The following is a 16205-nucleotide window of genomic DNA, read 5'->3' on the forward strand; positions in this document are numbered from 1 at the left end:
GCCTGCGGCGTACAGCTTATCGTCGCGGCCGGGGCCGGCCCAGTTCAGTCCGAGCGCCCCGCCGTGACTCAGGAGTAGTTGGGAGCCTCGACGGTCATCTGGATGTCGTGCGGGTGCGATTCGCGCAGCCCCGCGGAGGTGATCCGGACGAAGCGGCCGCGTTCCTGCAGCTCGGGGATGGTGCGGGCGCCGGAGTAGAACATTGACTGCCGAAGGCCGCCGACCAGCTGGTACGCGACCGCCGCGAGCGGGCCGCGGTAGGCGACCTGACCCTCGATGCCCTCGGGGATCAGCTTGTCGTCGCTGGTGACGTCGCCCTGGAAATAGCGGTCCTTGGAGTAGGAGGCCTTGCGGCCGCGCTGCGCCATCGCGCCCAGCGAGCCCATGCCTCGGTAGGACTTGTACTGCTTGCCGTTGATGAAGACCAGCTCGCCGGGCGACTCCTCACAACCGGCCAGCAGCGAGCCGAGCATCACGGTGCTGGCGCCGGCCACCAGGGCCTTGGCGATGTCACCGGAATATTGCAGGCCGCCATCGCCGATCACCGGGACGCCTGCGGGGCGGGCCGCGCGGGCAGCGTGGTGGATCGCGGTGACCTGGGGTACCCCGACACCGGCGACCACCCGGGTGGTGCAGATCGAACCGGGGCCGACGCCGACCTTGATGCCGTCCACACCGGCGTCGACCAGGGCCTTGGCGGCCTCGTAGGTGGCGACGTTGCCGCCGATGATGTCGACCTTGGCTGCCGCCTTCTCCTTCTTGAGTCGGGCAATCATGTCGAGCACGCCGTTGGAGTGGCCGTGAGCGGTGTCGACCACCAAAACGTCGACGCCCTCCTCGACCAACGCCATGCCGCGTTCCCAGGAGTCGCCGAAGAAGCCGATCGCGGCACCGACCCGGAGCCGGCCCTGGTCGTCCTTCGATGCGTGGGGGTACTGGTCGGACTTCACGAAGTCCTTCAGCGTGATGAGGCCGCGCAGCTTGCCGGCGTCATCGACCAGCGGCAGTTTCTCGATCTTGTGGGTGGCCAGCAGCCGCATCGCGTCGTCGTTGCTGATGCCGACCTTGCCGGTGATGAGCGGCATCTTGGTCATCACGTCGGCGACCTTGCGGGTCGGGTCGGTCTCGAAGCGCATGTCGCGGTTGGTGACAATGCCGAGCAGCATCATGTTTTCGTCGACCACCGGGACGCCGGAGATGCGGTACTGGCCGCACAGTTCGTCGACCTCGAGGATGGTGGCCTCGGGCGAGATGGTGATCGGCTCCTCGATCATGCCGGCCTCGGACCGCTTGACCTGATCGACCATGTGGGCCTGGGCTTCGATGGAGAGGTTGCGGTGCAGGATGCCGATGCCGCCCTCGCGGGCCATCGCGACGGCCATCCGGGTCTCGGTGACGGTGTCCATCGCCGAGGACAGCAGCGGCAGCCGGAGCGAGATGCGGCGCGAGAGCTGCGAGGTGGTGTCGACCTCGGAGGGGATCACATCGGACTGCTGCGGCTGCAGCAGGACGTCATCGAAAGTCAGGCCCATCTCCGCGAACGGGGCCGGCACCCCCTGGGGGCTCAGATCGCTGCTCACGTTTCCCTCTCCTGACCTGTGTCACGTCGTACGCACGGAGGAGACACCCGCCGGCCAGCACCGACGGCCTAGCATCCCCGGGTGTGCCGTGCGCCCACTCTAGCGCCCCAAAACCGGGGGTCCGAACGGGTGACGTTCGCCTCCGGCGTACATGGTTCGCCTCCGGCGTACGTGGGCTGGCCTCCGGCGTACCTGCTCCGGCTGAGGAGGGCTCAGATGTTGTCGAGCGTCGAGGTGTGGTGCTCGACGCGGGACTTGGTGAGGCGGTCGGACCAGAAGTAGAGCAGTACGGCGGGCACCAGTGAGATGACCGAGGAGCTGATCACGGTGTACTTGAGGTATTCGTTCAGCACGCTGACCAGCAGCAGGTAGAGCACCAGCGACATCGACAGCCGGGTCAGCAGCCGGCTCGGTTTGGTCAGCGTCAGCAGCGGCAGCCCCCACAGCACGTACCAGGCCTGCAGGCTGGGTCCGAGCAGGGCGACCGCAAGCAGGCTGTAACAGACGAAGTGGAGCGGCTTCTTCCAGCTGTACTTGACGAACCAGTAGCCGATCAGCACCACCATCGCGGCGGTGCCGATGAATTCGAAGATGGGCCGGAAGTCATAGTCGCCGAGATTGGCCACCCCGGCAGCCTTCTCCAAGGTCACGGCCGCCATGTTCAGCGGCGCCATGGTGTCGACCGCGCTGGGCGCACCCGAGCCGAACAACCAGCCCAGATCCAGGCCGGTCGCCACGGTGATGAGCAGGAAGGTGCCCAACGCGATCGCGCCGCCAGCGAGGCTGGTCCACACGATTCGACCCCACCGCTTGGCCGCGGTCCAGGTCTTGATGTCCTTGGGCAGCACGAGCATCACGACGCCGACGCCGGCCAGAGCGGCGGGCTGCTTGATGGCGACTGCGCAGCCGATCAGGATCGCGCCGGTCACCAGACCCCACCGCTTGGTCGCGGCCCACAGCGCCAGCACCATCACGCCGACCATGCCGGCGTCGTTGTGGGCGCCGCCGATGAAGTGGATCAGCGTGAGCGGGTTGACGACCGCGGCCCACAGGGCGATCTGGGGGCTGACGCCGACCTTGCGTGCGAGCTTGGGAAGGAAGACCGCCATCAGGATCACGGCCCCGATGGTCGGCAGCCGCATCCCGTAGACGCCCAGCATCGGGACGAATCCGGTGATGGTGATGACCAGCGCCTGCAGCGCCAACGCGAGCGGCGGATAGACGGTGGTGGTGCCGGCCCAGATGCCGTCCACCAACTGCCAGTACGGGCCTGGCAGGGTGCCCATCGGGGTGACGTACGGGTTGAAGCCCAGATGCAGGATCCAGCCCTGGTCGGTGTAGGCGTACGCGTCACGGCTCAGCATCGGCGGCACCGCCAGCATCGGCAGCGACCACAGGATTGCGACGACGTGGTGGCGGATGTGAGGTTCCACCTGGGGTCGGATCCGCAGCCAGGCGTACGCCATCGCCATGACCCCGAAGATCGCCATGGCCTCGGACAGTTCGCGGCCGGTGCGGGTGCGGGCGACGTGGAGCAGCCAGACTTCCTGCACGATCCGGGGCGGCACCCAGGCCAGCGCGAAGGTGGCGGCGGCGAGCAGGGTGGAGCCGATCAGCCCGATGACGACCGCGCGTACCTGCAGGGTCGCCTTGAGGGTGCGGACCAGTCCCCCGGCCCATTGCGCGCGAGCGCCGGTCGGATGTTGGGTCGCCGCATCGGCGGTCGTGACAGACACGGTCCTCCTCAAGCGGCGATGGGTCGCAGAAAGAGTAGCCGAACGACCCGGCGTACGCCGGTTGTCGTCGCCGCGACGGCGCGATACGTACGAAAACCGCGCCCCAGCGGCGGTAGGTCGCAAATAATGACACCTACCGCCGCTGGGGCGGCGCGTTCACGCTCGCAAAACGCAAAAGGCGGGGCCCGGATCGGGCCCCGCCTTCACGCGATCAGAGGATCAGTCTTCGTCCTCGTCCTCGGGCTTCTCGACCACCAAGGTCTCGGTGGTGAGCAGCAGGGAGGCGATCGACGCGGCGTTGGTGAGCGCGGAACGCGTCACCTTGACCGGGTCGATGACACCCTGGGCGATCAGGTCGCCGTACTCGTCGGTCTTGGCGTTGTAGCCGTGACCGGGCTCCATCTCGGCAACCCGGGTCGTGACGACGTAGCCCTGCTTGCCGCCGTTCTCGGCGATCCAGCGCAGCGGCTCGACGACGGCCTTGGCGACCAGCAGGGCGCCGGTACGCTCATCGCCCTCGAGGTCGAGACCGTCGGACAGCACCTTGGAGGCCTGGATGAGAGCGGCGCCGCCACCGGCGACGATGCCCTCCTCGATGGCCGCACGAGTGGCCGAGACGGCGTCCTCGATGCGGTGCTTCTTCTCCTTGAGCTCCACCTCGGTGGCGGCACCGACGCGGATCACGCAGACGCCACCGGCGAGCTTGGCAACCCGCTCCTGCAGCTTCTCGCGGTCCCAGTCGGAGTCCGTACGCTCGATCTGCGCGCGCAGCTGGGCCACGCGAGCCTCGACGTCGCCAGCCTCGCCGGCGCCGTCGACGATGGTGGTGTTGTCCTTGGTGACCAGGACGCGCTTGGCGCGACCGAGCACCTCCAGACCCACCTGGTCGAGCTTGAGGCCAACCTCGGCGGCGACAACCTGGCCGCCGGTGAGGATCGCGATGTCCTCCATGATCGCCTTGCGGCGGTCACCGAAGGCCGGGGCCTTGACGGCCACGGAGGTGAAGGTGCCGCGGATCTTGTTGACGACCAGGGTCGACAGCGCCTCACCCTCGGTGTCCTCGGAGATGATCATGAGCTGACCCGAGGCGCCGATGACCTTCTCCAGCAGCGGCAGCAGGTCGCTCATCGAGGAGATCTTGCCCTGATACACGAGGATGTAGGGATCCTCGAGCACGGCTTCCATGCGGTCGGTGTCGGTCACCATGTACGGGGACAGGTAGCCCTTGTCGAACTGCATGCCCTCGGTGAACTCGAGCTCGGTGCCGAAGGTCTGCGACTCGTCAACGGTGATGACACCGTCCTTGCCGACCTTGTCGAAGGCCTCGGCGATGAGCTTGCCGATCTGCTCGTCGCGCGCCGAGATGTTGGCGACGTGCGCCATGTCCTCGGTGGTCTCGACCTCACGGGCCTGCTCGCGCAGCGCCTCCTCGACGGCCTTGACGGCCTTGTCGATGCCCCGCTTGAGGGCAATCGGGTTGGCACCAGATGCCACCGCGCGCAGACCCTCGTGGACGAGAGCCTGGGCGAGCACGGTCGCGGTCGTGGTGCCGTCACCGGCAACGTCGTTGGTCTTGGTGGCAACTTCCTTGGCGAGCTGCGCGCCGAGGTTCTCGTAGGGGTCGGACAGCTCCACCTCACGGGCGACGGTCACGCCGTCGTTGGTGATGGTGGGTGCGCCCCACTGCTTGTCGAGGACCACGTAACGGCCCTTGGGGCCGAGGGTCACCTTCACGGTGTTGGCGAGGATGTCGACGCCACGCTCGAGCGAGCGACGCGCCTCCTCGTCAAACTTCAGAATCTTCGCCATGCGTTATCGCCTGCTCACTTGTTGACGACGGCGAGGATGTCACGAGCGTTGAGGAGCAGCAGCTCCTTGCCGTCGTACTTGACCTCGGTGCCGCCGTACTTCGAGAAGATCACGACATCGCCCTCGGCGACATCCATCGGGATCCGGTTGCCGGAATCGTCAACGCGACCCGGTCCGATCGCGATGACCTCGCCTTCCTGCGGCTTCTCCTGAGCGGTGTCGGGAATCACCAGGCCGGAAGCGGTGGTCTGCTCGGCCTCGAGCGGCTGAACGAGGACGCGGTCCTCGAGCGGCTTGATCGTGCTTGCCACGTCAAACCCCTTTCACAAATCGAATCGTTGTCAGTGCGATGCCCGGGGCGTCGTCGCGGTGCCGTCCCGAACCGTTGGCACCCTCACACGGAGAGTGCTAACCCCGAATCTATGCCCGCTTTGGCACTCGGTCAAGCGGAGTGCCAAAGATGTCGCGTTGAGTTCGGCGCGCGTGCATGGAGCCACACTCGATGCACAAAACCCGGTCTCCAGGCCCGGTTTGGCGGATCGAGTGTGACCTGATGCACGCCACGGGCCAGGGCCGGGGTCAGACGCGTTCGACGTGCAACGCGGTGGTGCCCTCGGACGTGGGCGTGAGGACGATCGTGGCGCTGCCGGGCCCCTTGGGTTTCAGTTCCCGGCGCAGCTGGGCCGGGTCGATGTCGAGGCCGCGGACCTTGATCTCCACGGTGCCGATCTGGTTGGCCCGCAGCCAGGACCGCAGCGCCTTGGGGCGATGGTCCAGCCGCTCGATCACCCGGAACCTGGTCAGCCAGGGCGAATCGATCGCCGCGTCCCCGGTGAGATAAGCGATGCCGGGCGCAACCCGATGCAGGCCCTGCGCGGCGAAGCTGCCCAGTGCTTTGGCCCGCGAGGCGGCCGGATCGGGTTCGTAGAGGTGGCTGCCGATCGGACCGGCCGGCAGGTCCTCACCCGTGGCGGGGAGGGTCAGCGAGCCGGGCAGGCGTACGCCTTCGCGGACTGGCTCGGTGTGGGTTTCATGCCAGACGCTGCACTCGACCAGGTCGCCGGCATCGCTGACCCAGCGGACACTGTGCTGGGCTGGGAGATGTTCGTACGCCATCCCGGGCCCGAGCTTCACGCAGCCGGGCCGGTCAGCGAGCCAGTCCCGTACCACCGGCCAGGGTGGGCTCAGGTCCTCGATCCGCCAGCTGCGACCGCGGGCGGTGCGGCGGGCCGGGTCGGCAAAGACGGCCGTGCCGCCGGTCAGCAGCTGTGGGGCGAGTGCGACGGCGTCCCCGACGATGACCTCGGCGGGCAACCCGGCGAGGTTGGCGCGCGCGTACGCCGCGGTGGTCTCGTCCGCCTCCACTGCCACCACCTCGATGCCAACCTGCGCCATCGCCCGGGCGTCCAGCGCCAAGCCGCAGCCCAGGTCGACGATCCGGCGTACTCCTTGGTCCAGCAGTTGTTGGGCGCGCCAGGTTGCGACGCTGGGGCGGGTGGCCTGTTCGAGGCCGTCGCGGGTCCAGAAGAGAGTGTCGGCCAGGCCCCCGAACCTGCCGCGAGCCCGGCGCCGAAGCCCCACCTGGGCAGCGACCTGGGCGGCGCGTTCGGGATCGACGCGCTCGCGGAGCCAGGTCGCCGTCGAGAGCGCGTCGGGGTCCCGAGCCTCGACCTCGGCCAACAGCTCGGCCGCCTCCGGCCCGGTGATCCACTCCACCGCCTCATCATGACGCAGCAGCCAGTGGTGGATGTCAACATTCGAGACTCGAATCGCACCATAAGCAGCATCTGATCTACTAGTCGCCGTCACTGAAACATCAGTGACCCACATCTATCGCATCAGTTGTCTTTCATTGGAGGATCCGATGGCCTTTCCGCGACGCACGCTCCTGGGCGCTTCGCTTGCCGCCGCCACCATGGCCGCCGTCGGTTGCTCTGCCGCTGACTCGTCTGGCTCGCCCAAGATTTCCTTCCTCTACTCCCCCTACGCCGACTACGCCCCCTTCTTCCTGGCGCAGGACAAGGGCTACTTCAGCCAGGCTGAAGTCGAGGTGGAGTTGCTGGCCAAGGGCGGCACCTCCGGAGAGACCTACCAACTGGTCAGCACCAACAACGTCACCTCCGGCGGAGCCACCTGGGGTGCGGGACTGTTCAACGCGAATGCGGCCGGCGCCTCCCTCAGTGTGATCGCCAGCGTCTCCCGGATTCCGCTGTCGGGCCCCAATCCCGCACCCTTCCTGGTCTCCACCAGTTCTGGCATCACCAGCGTCGCCGACCTGGCCGGCCGCCGGGTAGGAACCCCGGGCGATGGCGGTTTCGGCATCTACTCGATCGCCAAGGCCCTGGAGTCCGGCGGCCTGACCCTGGCCGACGTCGAACTGGTCAATGTCGGTCCGCCCGAGACCGGACCGGCCCTGTCCGGTGGATCCATCGATGCCGCATGGTCGATCGAACCGATCTCGACCGCCCTGACCAGCCAAGGAATCGCCGAGGAGCTCCTGCCGATCGACTATCACGCCGGCACTGAGCTCGGAGCCTTGGTCTTCAGCAGTGACTTCGTCGATGAGAACCCCGAGGCCGTGGTGAACTTCACCGCCGCCTACCTCGCGGCGGCCGCGGAGCTGAAGGCCGGGGGCTGGGATGACCCCGACAACCAGCAGATCATCGCCACTTACACCGAGCTCCCGGTGGAGACCTTGACCTCGCTGGCGCTCACCGAACAGGACCCCACCGGCACCATCGATTGGGACGACGTCCACCTACAGGAGACCTTCTTCCGGGAGCGCGGCACCCTGGAGTTCGAGGGCCAGAGCGACATCGAGAACGCATTCCGCTCCGACCTGCTCGAGCAGGCCCGGCAGCGCTCGGCGGAGCTGGGAGCATGAGCGCGGTCGTCGTCGACGGACTGTGGAAAGGCTTCTACGACCAACGTCGCGATGACGTTCTGATTGCCCTCGAGGACGTCTCGTTGCAAATCGAGGAGCACGAGTTCGTCTGCGTCCTCGGTCCGTCCGGCTGCGGCAAGAGCACCCTGCTGCGGATCCTGGCCGGGCTCGAACATGCCGACCGAGGGATCGCCGAAACCAGCCAACGCTCATCGGTGGTCTTCCAGGATCATGGCGTGCTGCCTTGGCTGACCGTCGAGGAGAACGTCGCCTATCCGTTGCGCCTGCGCGGTATGCGGCGCTCCGAGCGCCGCGCTCGGATCGAGCCGCTACTGGAGCTAGTCGGTCTGGCTGACTTCCGCAGCTACTACCCGCATCAGCTCTCCGGTGGCATGAGGCAGCGGACCTCTGTGGCCAGGGCGTTGGCCGATGACGGGGAGACCCTGCTGATGGATGAGCCCTTCGGTGCTCTGGACGAGCAGACCCGGGTCGTCCTGCAGCAGGAGCTGTTGAAGATCTGGGCCGAGACATCCAAGTCAGTCCTGTTCATCACCCACAGCGTCGACGAGGCCCTGGTCCTGGCCGACCGCGTACTGGTGATGTCGGCACGCCCCGGCCGGATCGTGGCGGACGTGACGATCCCCTTCGACCGGCCCCGCGACATTCTGGAACTCCGTCGGGACCCTCGCCACGGTGAGATCACCTATGAACTGTGGCGCCTCCTGCGCGATTCGGAATCCGACCCCATGGAGGAGAGCGCATGAGCACCAAGGTGAGCACGCCATCCCGTACCGCCCCCTCCGGATCTGGCCGACGGGCTGGCTCCAACGAAGCCGAGGCCGTCGAGGTACGGGTGGACCTGCGCCGCTCGCGAGGCCGGCTGGTCCGCATCATCGGGCCGTTCACTCCGCTGCTGATCCTCGTGCTGTGGGAGGTGGCCAGCCGGGTAGGTGTGCTGGATGCCCGGTTCTTCCCGCCGCCCTCGGCGATCGCAGAGACCTTCTGGACCATGCTCAGCACCGGTGACTTGGTGGAACATGCCGCCGTCACGCTGTCGCGGATCGCGATCGGTTTCCTCATGGGCGGCATCCCCGGACTCGTTCTCGGCATCGCGCTCGGCTCGGTGACCTGGCTGCGTACCCTGCTCGGTCCGATCTTCGCCAGCCTGCTTCCGGTGCCGAAGGTCGCGATCTTTCCGCTGCTGCTGCTGGTCTTCGGCCTCGGCGAGATGAGCAAGTACGTGATCGTCGGGATCGGCGTGTTCTTCTACATCTTCTACAACGCGATGGGCGGGGTGCTGCAAACCCCGCAGATCCATTTCGATGTGGCGACCGCCAACGGCGCCAATCGACTGCAGCGATGGTCCACCGTGGCGCTCCCCTCCGCCCTCCCGAGCATCTTCACCGGCCTCAAACTCGCGGTTGGTGGCGCCTTCGTCATCATCGCCGCTTCCGAGTTCGTCGGTTCCCGCAACGGCCTGGGCTATCTGATCTGGAGTTCCTGGACCACATTCGCGGTCGCCAAGATGTACGTCGGGATCGTCACGATTTCCGCCCTCGGCTATCTCTCCACCACCCTGGTCACTCTGCTCGAACGTCGCCTCATCCCCTGGTCGCGGCAGTGATGGTCTCGGCAATGAAACGATCAGCTGACATGGTCACGCCCATGGAACGATTCACGTCGCGTCTGCGGCCTGCCGCGCTCGCACGCCCACAGACAGGGGTGTGGCGATGAGCGTGGCCCCAGCCTCGGAGCGGATCTATCGCGAGCTGCGCCGCCGGATCATCTTTGCCGAACTGAAACCCGCCGAGGAGATTGATGTGACCGAGGCGGCGGCTGAGTTCGGTACCTCCCGGACCCCGGTCCGCGACGCCCTGCACCGTCTTGATCACGATGGCTTGGTTCGGATCCGGCCGCGGGCGCTGTGCCAGGTGAGCCCGGTAACCCTCAAGACGGTGGTCGACGTGCTGGATGTCCGGGAGGCGACCGGCCCGATGGCCACCCGCCTGGCGGTCAATCACGCCACGGCCGACGATGTCGATGCTTTGGAGGCCATTGCCGAGAACGGCTATGCCGGCGCCGAGGACGTCAGGTCGATCCTGTCGGCCTCCCATCTCTTTCACTGCCGGGTCGCCAAACTCTCCGGCAATCGACGCCTGCACGACATCACCGAGATGGCCTTGGAGGACCTGGAGCGGGTGTTTCGGCTGTGCGGTCGGCAACCCTTGGAGCCCGAGCAACCGCTCGCTGACCATCGCGCCCTGCTGCAGGTCTTCCGCGCCGGTGACGCCGAGGAGGCCGCCCGGCTGGAGCTGGATCACATTCGCCGAGGCCGAGAAGTCGTGATGAAGGTCGCCATCGACTCTGGCTTTTTCTTCCGGGAGGGATGAATGAGCACGTCTGCGCCCGATCCGGATGTTCGGGAGGATCTCACCGTCACCGCCGACCAGGCGCGTGACCTCGTTCGCGCCGCCCTGCTGGGGTACGGCGAGGCGGAGGCCGAGCTGGCCGCCCGCGCCCTGGTCAGCGCCCAGGCTTCCGGCTGGCCCGAGTTCGGTCTGAACCTCCTGTTACGCGACCTCGCCGGTCTGCCGTCCAGTCCCCCACCTGCCCCTTCCCCGAATCCGGGCGCGGTCGCGGTGCTGGATGGTGCTGGACTTCCCGGGCCGATCGCCCTGGCGCGTGCGGCCCTGCTCGCCGAACAGCGTGCGCAGACCGCCGGGATCGGAGCGGTCGGGGTCCGCGACGCCACCGGTACCGGCCGGATCGGCGCCTATCTCAGACCGCTGGCCGAACGTGGCCGGCTGGCGTTGACCTGTGCCCAATCGCGGCCGATCGTGGCCCCGTACGGGGGTCAACGTGCCGTGCTGGGCACCAATCCGGTGGCCGTGGCTTGTCCGGCCACCCCGCCGGTGGTGATTGACTTTGCCACCAGCACGGCCAGCCTGGCGCAGGTCCGACGCCAGGCCGAGGCCGGTGAGCCACTGCCGCCCGCGGCCGCCCTCGATGCCGATGGACTACCCACGCAGGACCCGGCGTCGGTGGCCACCCTGCTGCCGGAGGGACTCCTGGGATCCTTGATGGGGCTGACCGCGGAGATGCTGGCCGGTTTGTTGGTCGGCGGACGCGACTTCGGCCCCGATGGCGCCCGCGGGCTGTTCGTCCTGGTGCTCGATCCGGCAGCGTTCGGGGTGGGTGACCTGGCTAAGCGGGGTACCGCCCTGGCCCAGGAGTGGGCTGCCGCTGGCGGTCATGTCCCCGGAGCTTCGCCCGAACCGAGCACCTGCACCGTGGCCGAACCGATCTGGGCGGCCCTGCAAACCGCTGCTTCCGCGCAACGGACTGGAGACCCCGCATGACCCTCACCCTGACCGTGTCCCCCGCCGATGACCTGCTGGATGTCCCTCGCCACATCACCGTCACCGGCGCCCGGCCCGGCACCTTGGTCACTCTCGAGGCGACCACCGTACGGGCGGGGCAGCCCTGGTCGGCGCAGGCCACCTATCGGGTCACCCCCGACGGCAGCATCGATCTGGATCGGGATCCGCCGGCTTTCGGCGACTATGGCCGGGTGGACGGGATGGCCCTGCTGACCTCACAACAGCGCGAGTCGGCCAGCGGAAGGTCCAGTACTGGCCCCGGTATCGCTGCCCTTGTCACCGAACCGTTGGTGACCGCGGTACGGGCGTGGTCCGAGCACGAACCGCACCTGCGCGCCAGCGCCACGCTGACCCAGCGATTCCTCTGCGCCGGGGTGACCCGGCAGGAGGTCCGTACACCCGCTGCCGACGCGTTCCCGGGTCTGGTGGGCACCCTCTTCGTCCCGGCTGGACGCGGGCCTCATCCCACCATCATGGTGCTGAACGGCTCCGGCGGCGGGATCAATGAGGAACGGGCCGCGTTGTATGCCTCCCGCGGGATTCAGGCCCTGGCGTTGGGCTACTTCCGTGCCCCCGGGCTTCCCGACCACATCACCGGCACCCCGCTGGAATACTTCGCTGCCGGACTGCGGTGGATGCACGCTCAGCTGGCCCCTCGCAACGGCGTGGTGGTGGTCAGCGGACAGTCCCGGGGCGGTGAGTTGGCCCTGCTGTTGGGCAGCCTGTTCCCCGATCTCGTCGGGGCAGTGGTGGGCTTCGTTCCGGGCGCTCACGTGCACGGATCCCAGGGCGCCGCTGACCCGGAGCAAGGCTGGGACTCCCCCACCTGGACGCTGGCGGGTGAGCCGCTGGATCATCTCTGGGATGCCAATCCCGGGGTGAGCTGGCAGCCCTGGACCGGTGGCGAGCCCCCGCACCGGCACCGCAATGTCTATGTTGACGGTCTGCGCGACCGCGAGTTCGCGGCGCGCTCGCGGATCGCCATTGAACAGTTCCCCGGGCCGGTCGCCTGTGTGTCGGGCATGGATGACCGGTTGTGGCCCTCCAGCATGTACTCACGCCAAGTGATGGACACCCTCCGCGAGGCCGGGCACACCCAGGAGCAGTTGCACCTGGACTACCCCGATGCCGGGCATGCCATCGGGCTGCCCCAGCTGCCGGTGCCGCAGGGGTTGACCACGCATCCGGTCTCGGGAATCACCTACACCACCGGAGGAACTCCCGCAGGCAACTCCTTGGCCAATGCGGACTCCTTCGCCCAGATCTGCCGCTTCGTCCAGCGCTGCACGCAGCACGCTCCCCAGCCTCAACCGCATCAACCCTGAAAGGACCCCCTCATGAGCCTCAGCCCCGAATACCGCCAGGCCTGGGAAGACTGGCATGCCCGCCGCCTCGAGGAGCTCAACGGCCCGTACGGATGGCGTTCCCTGACCAACCAGAGCTGGCTGACCCCCGGTGAGGCGCTCAGCCTGGAGGGGATCCCCGGCACCTGGTCCGTCGACGGCAACGAAGTCATTCACACCCCTGATGACTCCGGCGAGTTCGCCACTCTCAACGGTGAGCCGATCACCGAGCCGACCGCCATCTCGACCGGGCGGAAGTACTCCCTGGAGCCGGCCTACTTCGGCGACCTGCGCATCGAGACCATCCAGCGCCGGAATGCGGATGGGACCGACATCTTCGGCGTCCGGGTACGCGACCCGAAGGAGGCCGCGAGCAAGGTCTTGGCCGACATCGACACCTACCCGCTCGATGAACGCTGGGTGGTCCCGGCGCGGTTCGTCCGGACCCCGGAACAGCCCTCGGACTATCCGACCGTGGAGCGGGGGGTGTTCGAGGAGCAGATCGTCATCGGCCAGGTGAGCTTCACCCTGGACGGGCAGGAAATCGTCCTCGACGTGGCCGGGCGTCCCGATGATGACACCGGGATTGAACGTGGTAATGCCCACTTCACTGACCTGACCAGCGGCAACGAGACGTACGGGAATGGCCGGATCCTGCGGGTCCCTGACATCGAGACCGATGGTGAGACCACGGTGGACTTCAACCGCGCAATCTCCTTCCCGTGCGCCTTCACCAATTACGTCACCTGCCCACTGCCCCCGCCGCAGAACCGGATTGAGCTGGCGGTCACGGCTGGGGAAAAGAACCCGCCGGTCACCATCGAGCGGATCCAGACCTACGGCGGGTAGGTCCCGGCCCCCTGAACCGCCAGCCCGGCAGCCGTACTGCGTCGACAAATGCGGTGCGGTCTGCCGGGGCGGTTCGCCAGGGTGACGACATGATCTCTTGAGATGTGTGTCCCTCGCCAACGCTGTTGAGCCCCATCTGGAGATCCATGTCTTTTTCGTCCCCCATTTCCCTTCCTTCCTCCACCGGTGGCCGGTGCCACGAAACTGCCGGACCCCAGGAAACTGTCGGAGGCCCGTGAGAGGCTGCCTCCATGTCCACCTCGCCCCCGGATCGCCCCTCGAATTCACCGCCCCACGACCCGCCGCCGACCGAGCTGTGGCCCGACGAGCCACCACCGGAGCCGTGGGAGCTGCCGCCTGATCCCGACTACGACCGCCCCGATGACGCCGACTTGGCGTGGGCAGACGGGACCAGTTCGACAGCCGCTGCTCCACGGCGTACGCCGAAGGCCGCCACGGGAACGGTGGCCCAACGCGGCACCGACGGACTCCGCGAGGAGGCACTGGCGATCCTGCGGGAGCTCACCGGCCGACCAGATGCGGACTTCCACGCCGGACAGTTCGAGGCGATCGAGGCGCTGGTGGCTCGCCACGAACGCGCCTTGGTGGTGCAGCGCACCGGTTGGGGCAAGTCGGCGGTCTATTTCATCGCCGCGCTGTTGCAGCGCCGCGCCGGCGCCGGACCGGCCCTGATCGTGTCCCCGTTACTAGCGTTGATGCGCGACCAGGTTGCCGCTGCCGAACGGGCCGGCGTACGGGCGGCGGCCATCAACTCGGCCAACCGCACCGAGTGGGACGACATCGAGCGGTTGCTGGACGAGGATGCCGTTGACGTGCTCTTCGTGTCCCCGGAACGCCTGGTGAATCCACGCTTTCGCGAGGAGCAACTACCCCGGTTGGTGGCGGCGATGGGGCTGTTGGTGATCGACGAGGCCCACTGCATCAGCGACTGGGGGCATGACTTCCGCCCGGACTATCGGCGGATTCGTACGCTGATCGCCGACCTGCCGACAGGAGTGCCGGTGCTGGCGACCACCGCGACGGCGAATGAACGGGTGGTCGCCGATGTGGCCGAGCAGATGGAGGCCGGTGGGCACGAGGTGTTCACCCTGCGCGGCCCGCTGGCACGGGACTCACTGCGACTGGGCGTGTTGGAGTTGGGGACGCAGTGGCGCCGGTTGGCGTGGCTGGCCCAGCACCTGGCCGAGCTGCCCGGCAGCGGCATCATCTATTGCCTCACCGTGGCCGCCGCCGAGGACACCGCCAGTCTGCTGACCAAGGCCGGCCACGATGTGGTCGCCTACACCGGGCGTACAGATGCGGCCGCCCGGCAGGAAGCCGAGGAGGCACTGAAGGCCAACCAGGTGAAGGCCCTGGTGGCGACCTCGGCATTGGGCATGGGCTTCGACAAGCCCGACCTGGGCTTCGTGGTGCACCTGGGCGCGCCGAGCTCGCCGGTGGCCTATTACCAGCAGGTCGGCCGCGCGGGCCGCGCCACCGACAATGCCGATGTGTTGTTGCTGCCGGGCACAGAGGACCAGGAGATCTGGCACTACTTCGCCACCAACGCGATGCCCACCCAGGCTCGCGCCGACGCCACGCTGGCCGCACTCGCGGACTCCCCCAAACCGCTGTCGGTGCCCGCCCTGGAGTCGCGGGTCGATCTGCGGCGAGGTCAGTTGGAGCTGTTGCTCAAGGTGTTGGCGGTCGACGGCGCGGTGGAGGCTGTCTCGGGCGGTTGGGTGGCGACGGGGCAGCCGTGGATCTACGACGCCGAGCGCTACGACCGGATCGCGCAGGCCCGCAAGGACGAGCAGCAGGCGATGCTCGACTACGAGAGCGGCAAGACCTGCCGGATGGCGTTCCTGACCGAGCAGCTCGACGATCCGCACGCAGCGCCGTGTGGGCGCTGTGACGTGTGCGCAGGCGTCTGGTTCGACCCGGAGGTCAGTGTCGAAGCCGGTCAGAACGCCCAGCAGACCATCGATCGGGTCGGCGTGGAGTTGCCGCCCCGGGCGACCTGGCCGAGCGGTCTGGATCGAGTCGGAGTCAGCGCCGACGGGAAGCCGGTGAAAGGCAAGATCGCTGCCGACGAGCAGGTGCTGGAGGGGCGGGCGGTCGCCCGGCTCACCGACTTGGGCTGGGGCGGGCCGCTGCGCGAGCTGTTCGCGACCGACGAGGACGGCCGGCCCGTCGACGCCGAGGTGCCACGCGAGTTGGTGGCGCCCTGCCTGCGGGTGCTGAAGGAATGGGACTGGGAGCAGCGTCCTGCCGCGGTCGTGTGGATCCCGAGTGTGACGCGGCCGAGCCTGGCGAAATCCTTGGCGACCGGCATCGCGAGCGCCGGGCAGTTGGAACTGTTGGGGCCGCTTGACCTCAACCCGCGCGCCGAGCCGCTGGAGGGTGCCACCAACAGCGCCTTCCGGGTGCGGGACGTGTGGCATCGGTTCGCGGTCCCCGACGAGATCGCCGGGCAGTTGGGCGGTTTGAGCGGCCCGGTGCTGCTGGTCGACGACCTGTACGACTCCGGCTGGACCATGACCGTGGCCGGGCGGCTGCTTCGCCGCGCCGGCGCCCGAGCCGTGCTGCCTCTGGCGCTGGCGTCACAGCGCTGAGACGTTCCT

At 67.9% G+C, this 16205-nt stretch carries 13 protein-coding genes; 8 read left to right on the top strand and 5 right to left on the bottom strand.

The features are described 5' to 3' along the window. Nucleotides 1-68 precede the first annotated feature (68 nt). The 5 genes from guaB to CGZ91_RS01710 all read right to left on the bottom strand — a co-directional run bounded on the left by guaB (nt 69) and on the right by CGZ91_RS01710 (nt 6841). Nucleotides 69-1532, bottom strand: coding sequence for an IMP dehydrogenase (gene guaB / locus CGZ91_RS01690; protein ID WP_094452933.1), 1464 nt, complete (start codon nt 1530-1532; stop codon nt 69-71). A 260-nt stretch (nt 1533-1792) separates the two neighbouring features. After that, nucleotides 1793-3439 (bottom strand): polyprenol phosphomannose-dependent alpha 1,6 mannosyltransferase MptB, encoded by a 1647-nt coding sequence (mptB, locus tag CGZ91_RS01695; protein WP_267490222.1) that lies wholly within the window; start codon nt 3437-3439, stop codon nt 1793-1795. 96 nt (nt 3440-3535) lie between these two features. Further along, a complete protein-coding gene (groL, locus tag CGZ91_RS01700) occupies nt 3536-5125 on the bottom strand; it encodes a chaperonin GroEL (RefSeq protein ID WP_094452236.1) in 1590 nt (529 codons plus the stop codon). Between the two features lie 14 nt (nt 5126-5139). Continuing rightward, nucleotides 5140-5436 carry a co-chaperone GroES gene (gene groES / locus CGZ91_RS01705; RefSeq protein ID WP_094452237.1) on the bottom strand — a complete coding sequence of 99 codons (297 nt, stop codon included), beginning with the start codon at nt 5434-5436 and terminating at the stop codon, nt 5140-5142. 268 nt (nt 5437-5704) lie between these two features. Continuing rightward, nucleotides 5705-6841 carry a class I SAM-dependent methyltransferase gene (locus CGZ91_RS01710; protein ID WP_094452238.1) on the bottom strand — a complete coding sequence of 379 codons (1137 nt, stop codon included), beginning with the start codon at nt 6839-6841 and terminating at the stop codon, nt 5705-5707. A gap of 148 nt (nt 6842-6989) precedes the next feature. Here CGZ91_RS01710 and CGZ91_RS01715 point away from each other — a divergent pair, with 148 nt between their 5' ends. The 8 genes from CGZ91_RS01715 (at nt 6990) to CGZ91_RS01750 (ending at nt 16196) form a co-directional block, all read left to right on the top strand. Further along, nucleotides 6990-8009: an ABC transporter substrate-binding protein gene (locus tag CGZ91_RS01715; protein WP_229116356.1), complete on the top strand. Its 1020-nt coding sequence runs from the start codon at nt 6990-6992 to the stop codon at nt 8007-8009. Beyond that, on the top strand, nt 8006-8773 hold the full coding sequence (locus CGZ91_RS01720) for an ABC transporter ATP-binding protein (RefSeq protein ID WP_094452239.1): 768 nt from the start codon (nt 8006-8008) through the stop codon (nt 8771-8773). The genes CGZ91_RS01715 and CGZ91_RS01720 overlap by 4 nt, the downstream gene beginning before the upstream one ends. Next, complete coding sequence (locus CGZ91_RS01725; protein WP_094452240.1) at nt 8770-9633, top strand: ABC transporter permease; 864 nt, start codon at nt 8770-8772, stop codon at nt 9631-9633. Before CGZ91_RS01720 ends, CGZ91_RS01725 begins: the two co-directional genes overlap by 4 nt. Nucleotides 9634-9739: 106 nt before the next feature. Beyond that, nucleotides 9740-10399, top strand: coding sequence for a GntR family transcriptional regulator (locus CGZ91_RS01730; protein WP_094452241.1), 660 nt, complete (start codon nt 9740-9742; stop codon nt 10397-10399). Next, nucleotides 10400-11368, top strand: a complete 969-nt coding sequence (locus tag CGZ91_RS01735; RefSeq protein WP_094452242.1) for an Ldh family oxidoreductase — start codon at nt 10400-10402, stop codon at nt 11366-11368. It abuts the gene before it with no gap. Beyond that, the gene (locus tag CGZ91_RS01740) at nt 11365-12714 is read left to right on the top strand and encodes an acyl-CoA thioester hydrolase/BAAT C-terminal domain-containing protein (protein WP_094452243.1); all 1350 of its coding nucleotides are present in this window, start codon (nt 11365-11367) and stop codon (nt 12712-12714) included. The genes CGZ91_RS01735 and CGZ91_RS01740 overlap by 4 nt, the downstream gene beginning before the upstream one ends. A 12-nt stretch (nt 12715-12726) precedes the next feature. Further along, nucleotides 12727-13581 (top strand): DUF1684 domain-containing protein, encoded by an 855-nt coding sequence (locus CGZ91_RS01745; RefSeq protein ID WP_094452244.1) that lies wholly within the window; start codon nt 12727-12729, stop codon nt 13579-13581. 251 nt (nt 13582-13832) lie between these two features. Next, complete coding sequence (locus CGZ91_RS01750) at nt 13833-16196, top strand: RecQ family ATP-dependent DNA helicase (RefSeq protein ID WP_094452245.1); 2364 nt, start codon at nt 13833-13835, stop codon at nt 16194-16196. The last annotated feature ends 9 nt before the right edge of the window (nt 16197-16205 follow it).

The organism is Parenemella sanctibonifatiensis (genome assembly GCF_002250565.1).
In the GTDB taxonomy this organism is placed as follows: domain Bacteria; phylum Actinomycetota; class Actinomycetes; order Propionibacteriales; family Propionibacteriaceae; genus Parenemella; species Parenemella sanctibonifatiensis.

What these genes read in the sequence shown, in the direction of transcription:
- CGZ91_RS01735 (WP_094452242.1), top strand. Translation starts at nt 10,400, where the DNA reads ATGAGCACGTCTGCGCCCGATCCGGATGTTCGGGAGGATCTCACCGTC.
- CGZ91_RS01730 (WP_094452241.1), top strand. Translation starts at nt 9,740, where the DNA reads ATGAGCGTGGCCCCAGCCTCGGAGCGGATCTATCGCGAGCTGCGCCGC.
- CGZ91_RS01715 (WP_229116356.1), top strand. Translation starts at nt 6,990, where the DNA reads ATGGCCTTTCCGCGACGCACGCTCCTGGGCGCTTCGCTTGCCGCCGCC.
- CGZ91_RS01750 (WP_094452245.1), top strand. Translation starts at nt 13,833, where the DNA reads ATGTCCACCTCGCCCCCGGATCGCCCCTCGAATTCACCGCCCCACGAC.
- guaB (WP_094452933.1), bottom strand. Translation starts at nt 1,532, where the DNA reads ATGGGCCTGACTTTCGATGACGTCCTGCTGCAGCCGCAGCAGTCCGAT.
- CGZ91_RS01745 (WP_094452244.1), top strand. Translation starts at nt 12,727, where the DNA reads ATGAGCCTCAGCCCCGAATACCGCCAGGCCTGGGAAGACTGGCATGCC.
- groL (WP_094452236.1), bottom strand. Translation starts at nt 5,125, where the DNA reads ATGGCGAAGATTCTGAAGTTTGACGAGGAGGCGCGTCGCTCGCTCGAG.
- CGZ91_RS01725 (WP_094452240.1), top strand. Translation starts at nt 8,770, where the DNA reads ATGAGCACCAAGGTGAGCACGCCATCCCGTACCGCCCCCTCCGGATCT.
- CGZ91_RS01740 (WP_094452243.1), top strand. Translation starts at nt 11,365, where the DNA reads ATGACCCTCACCCTGACCGTGTCCCCCGCCGATGACCTGCTGGATGTC.
- CGZ91_RS01720 (WP_094452239.1), top strand. Translation starts at nt 8,006, where the DNA reads ATGAGCGCGGTCGTCGTCGACGGACTGTGGAAAGGCTTCTACGACCAA.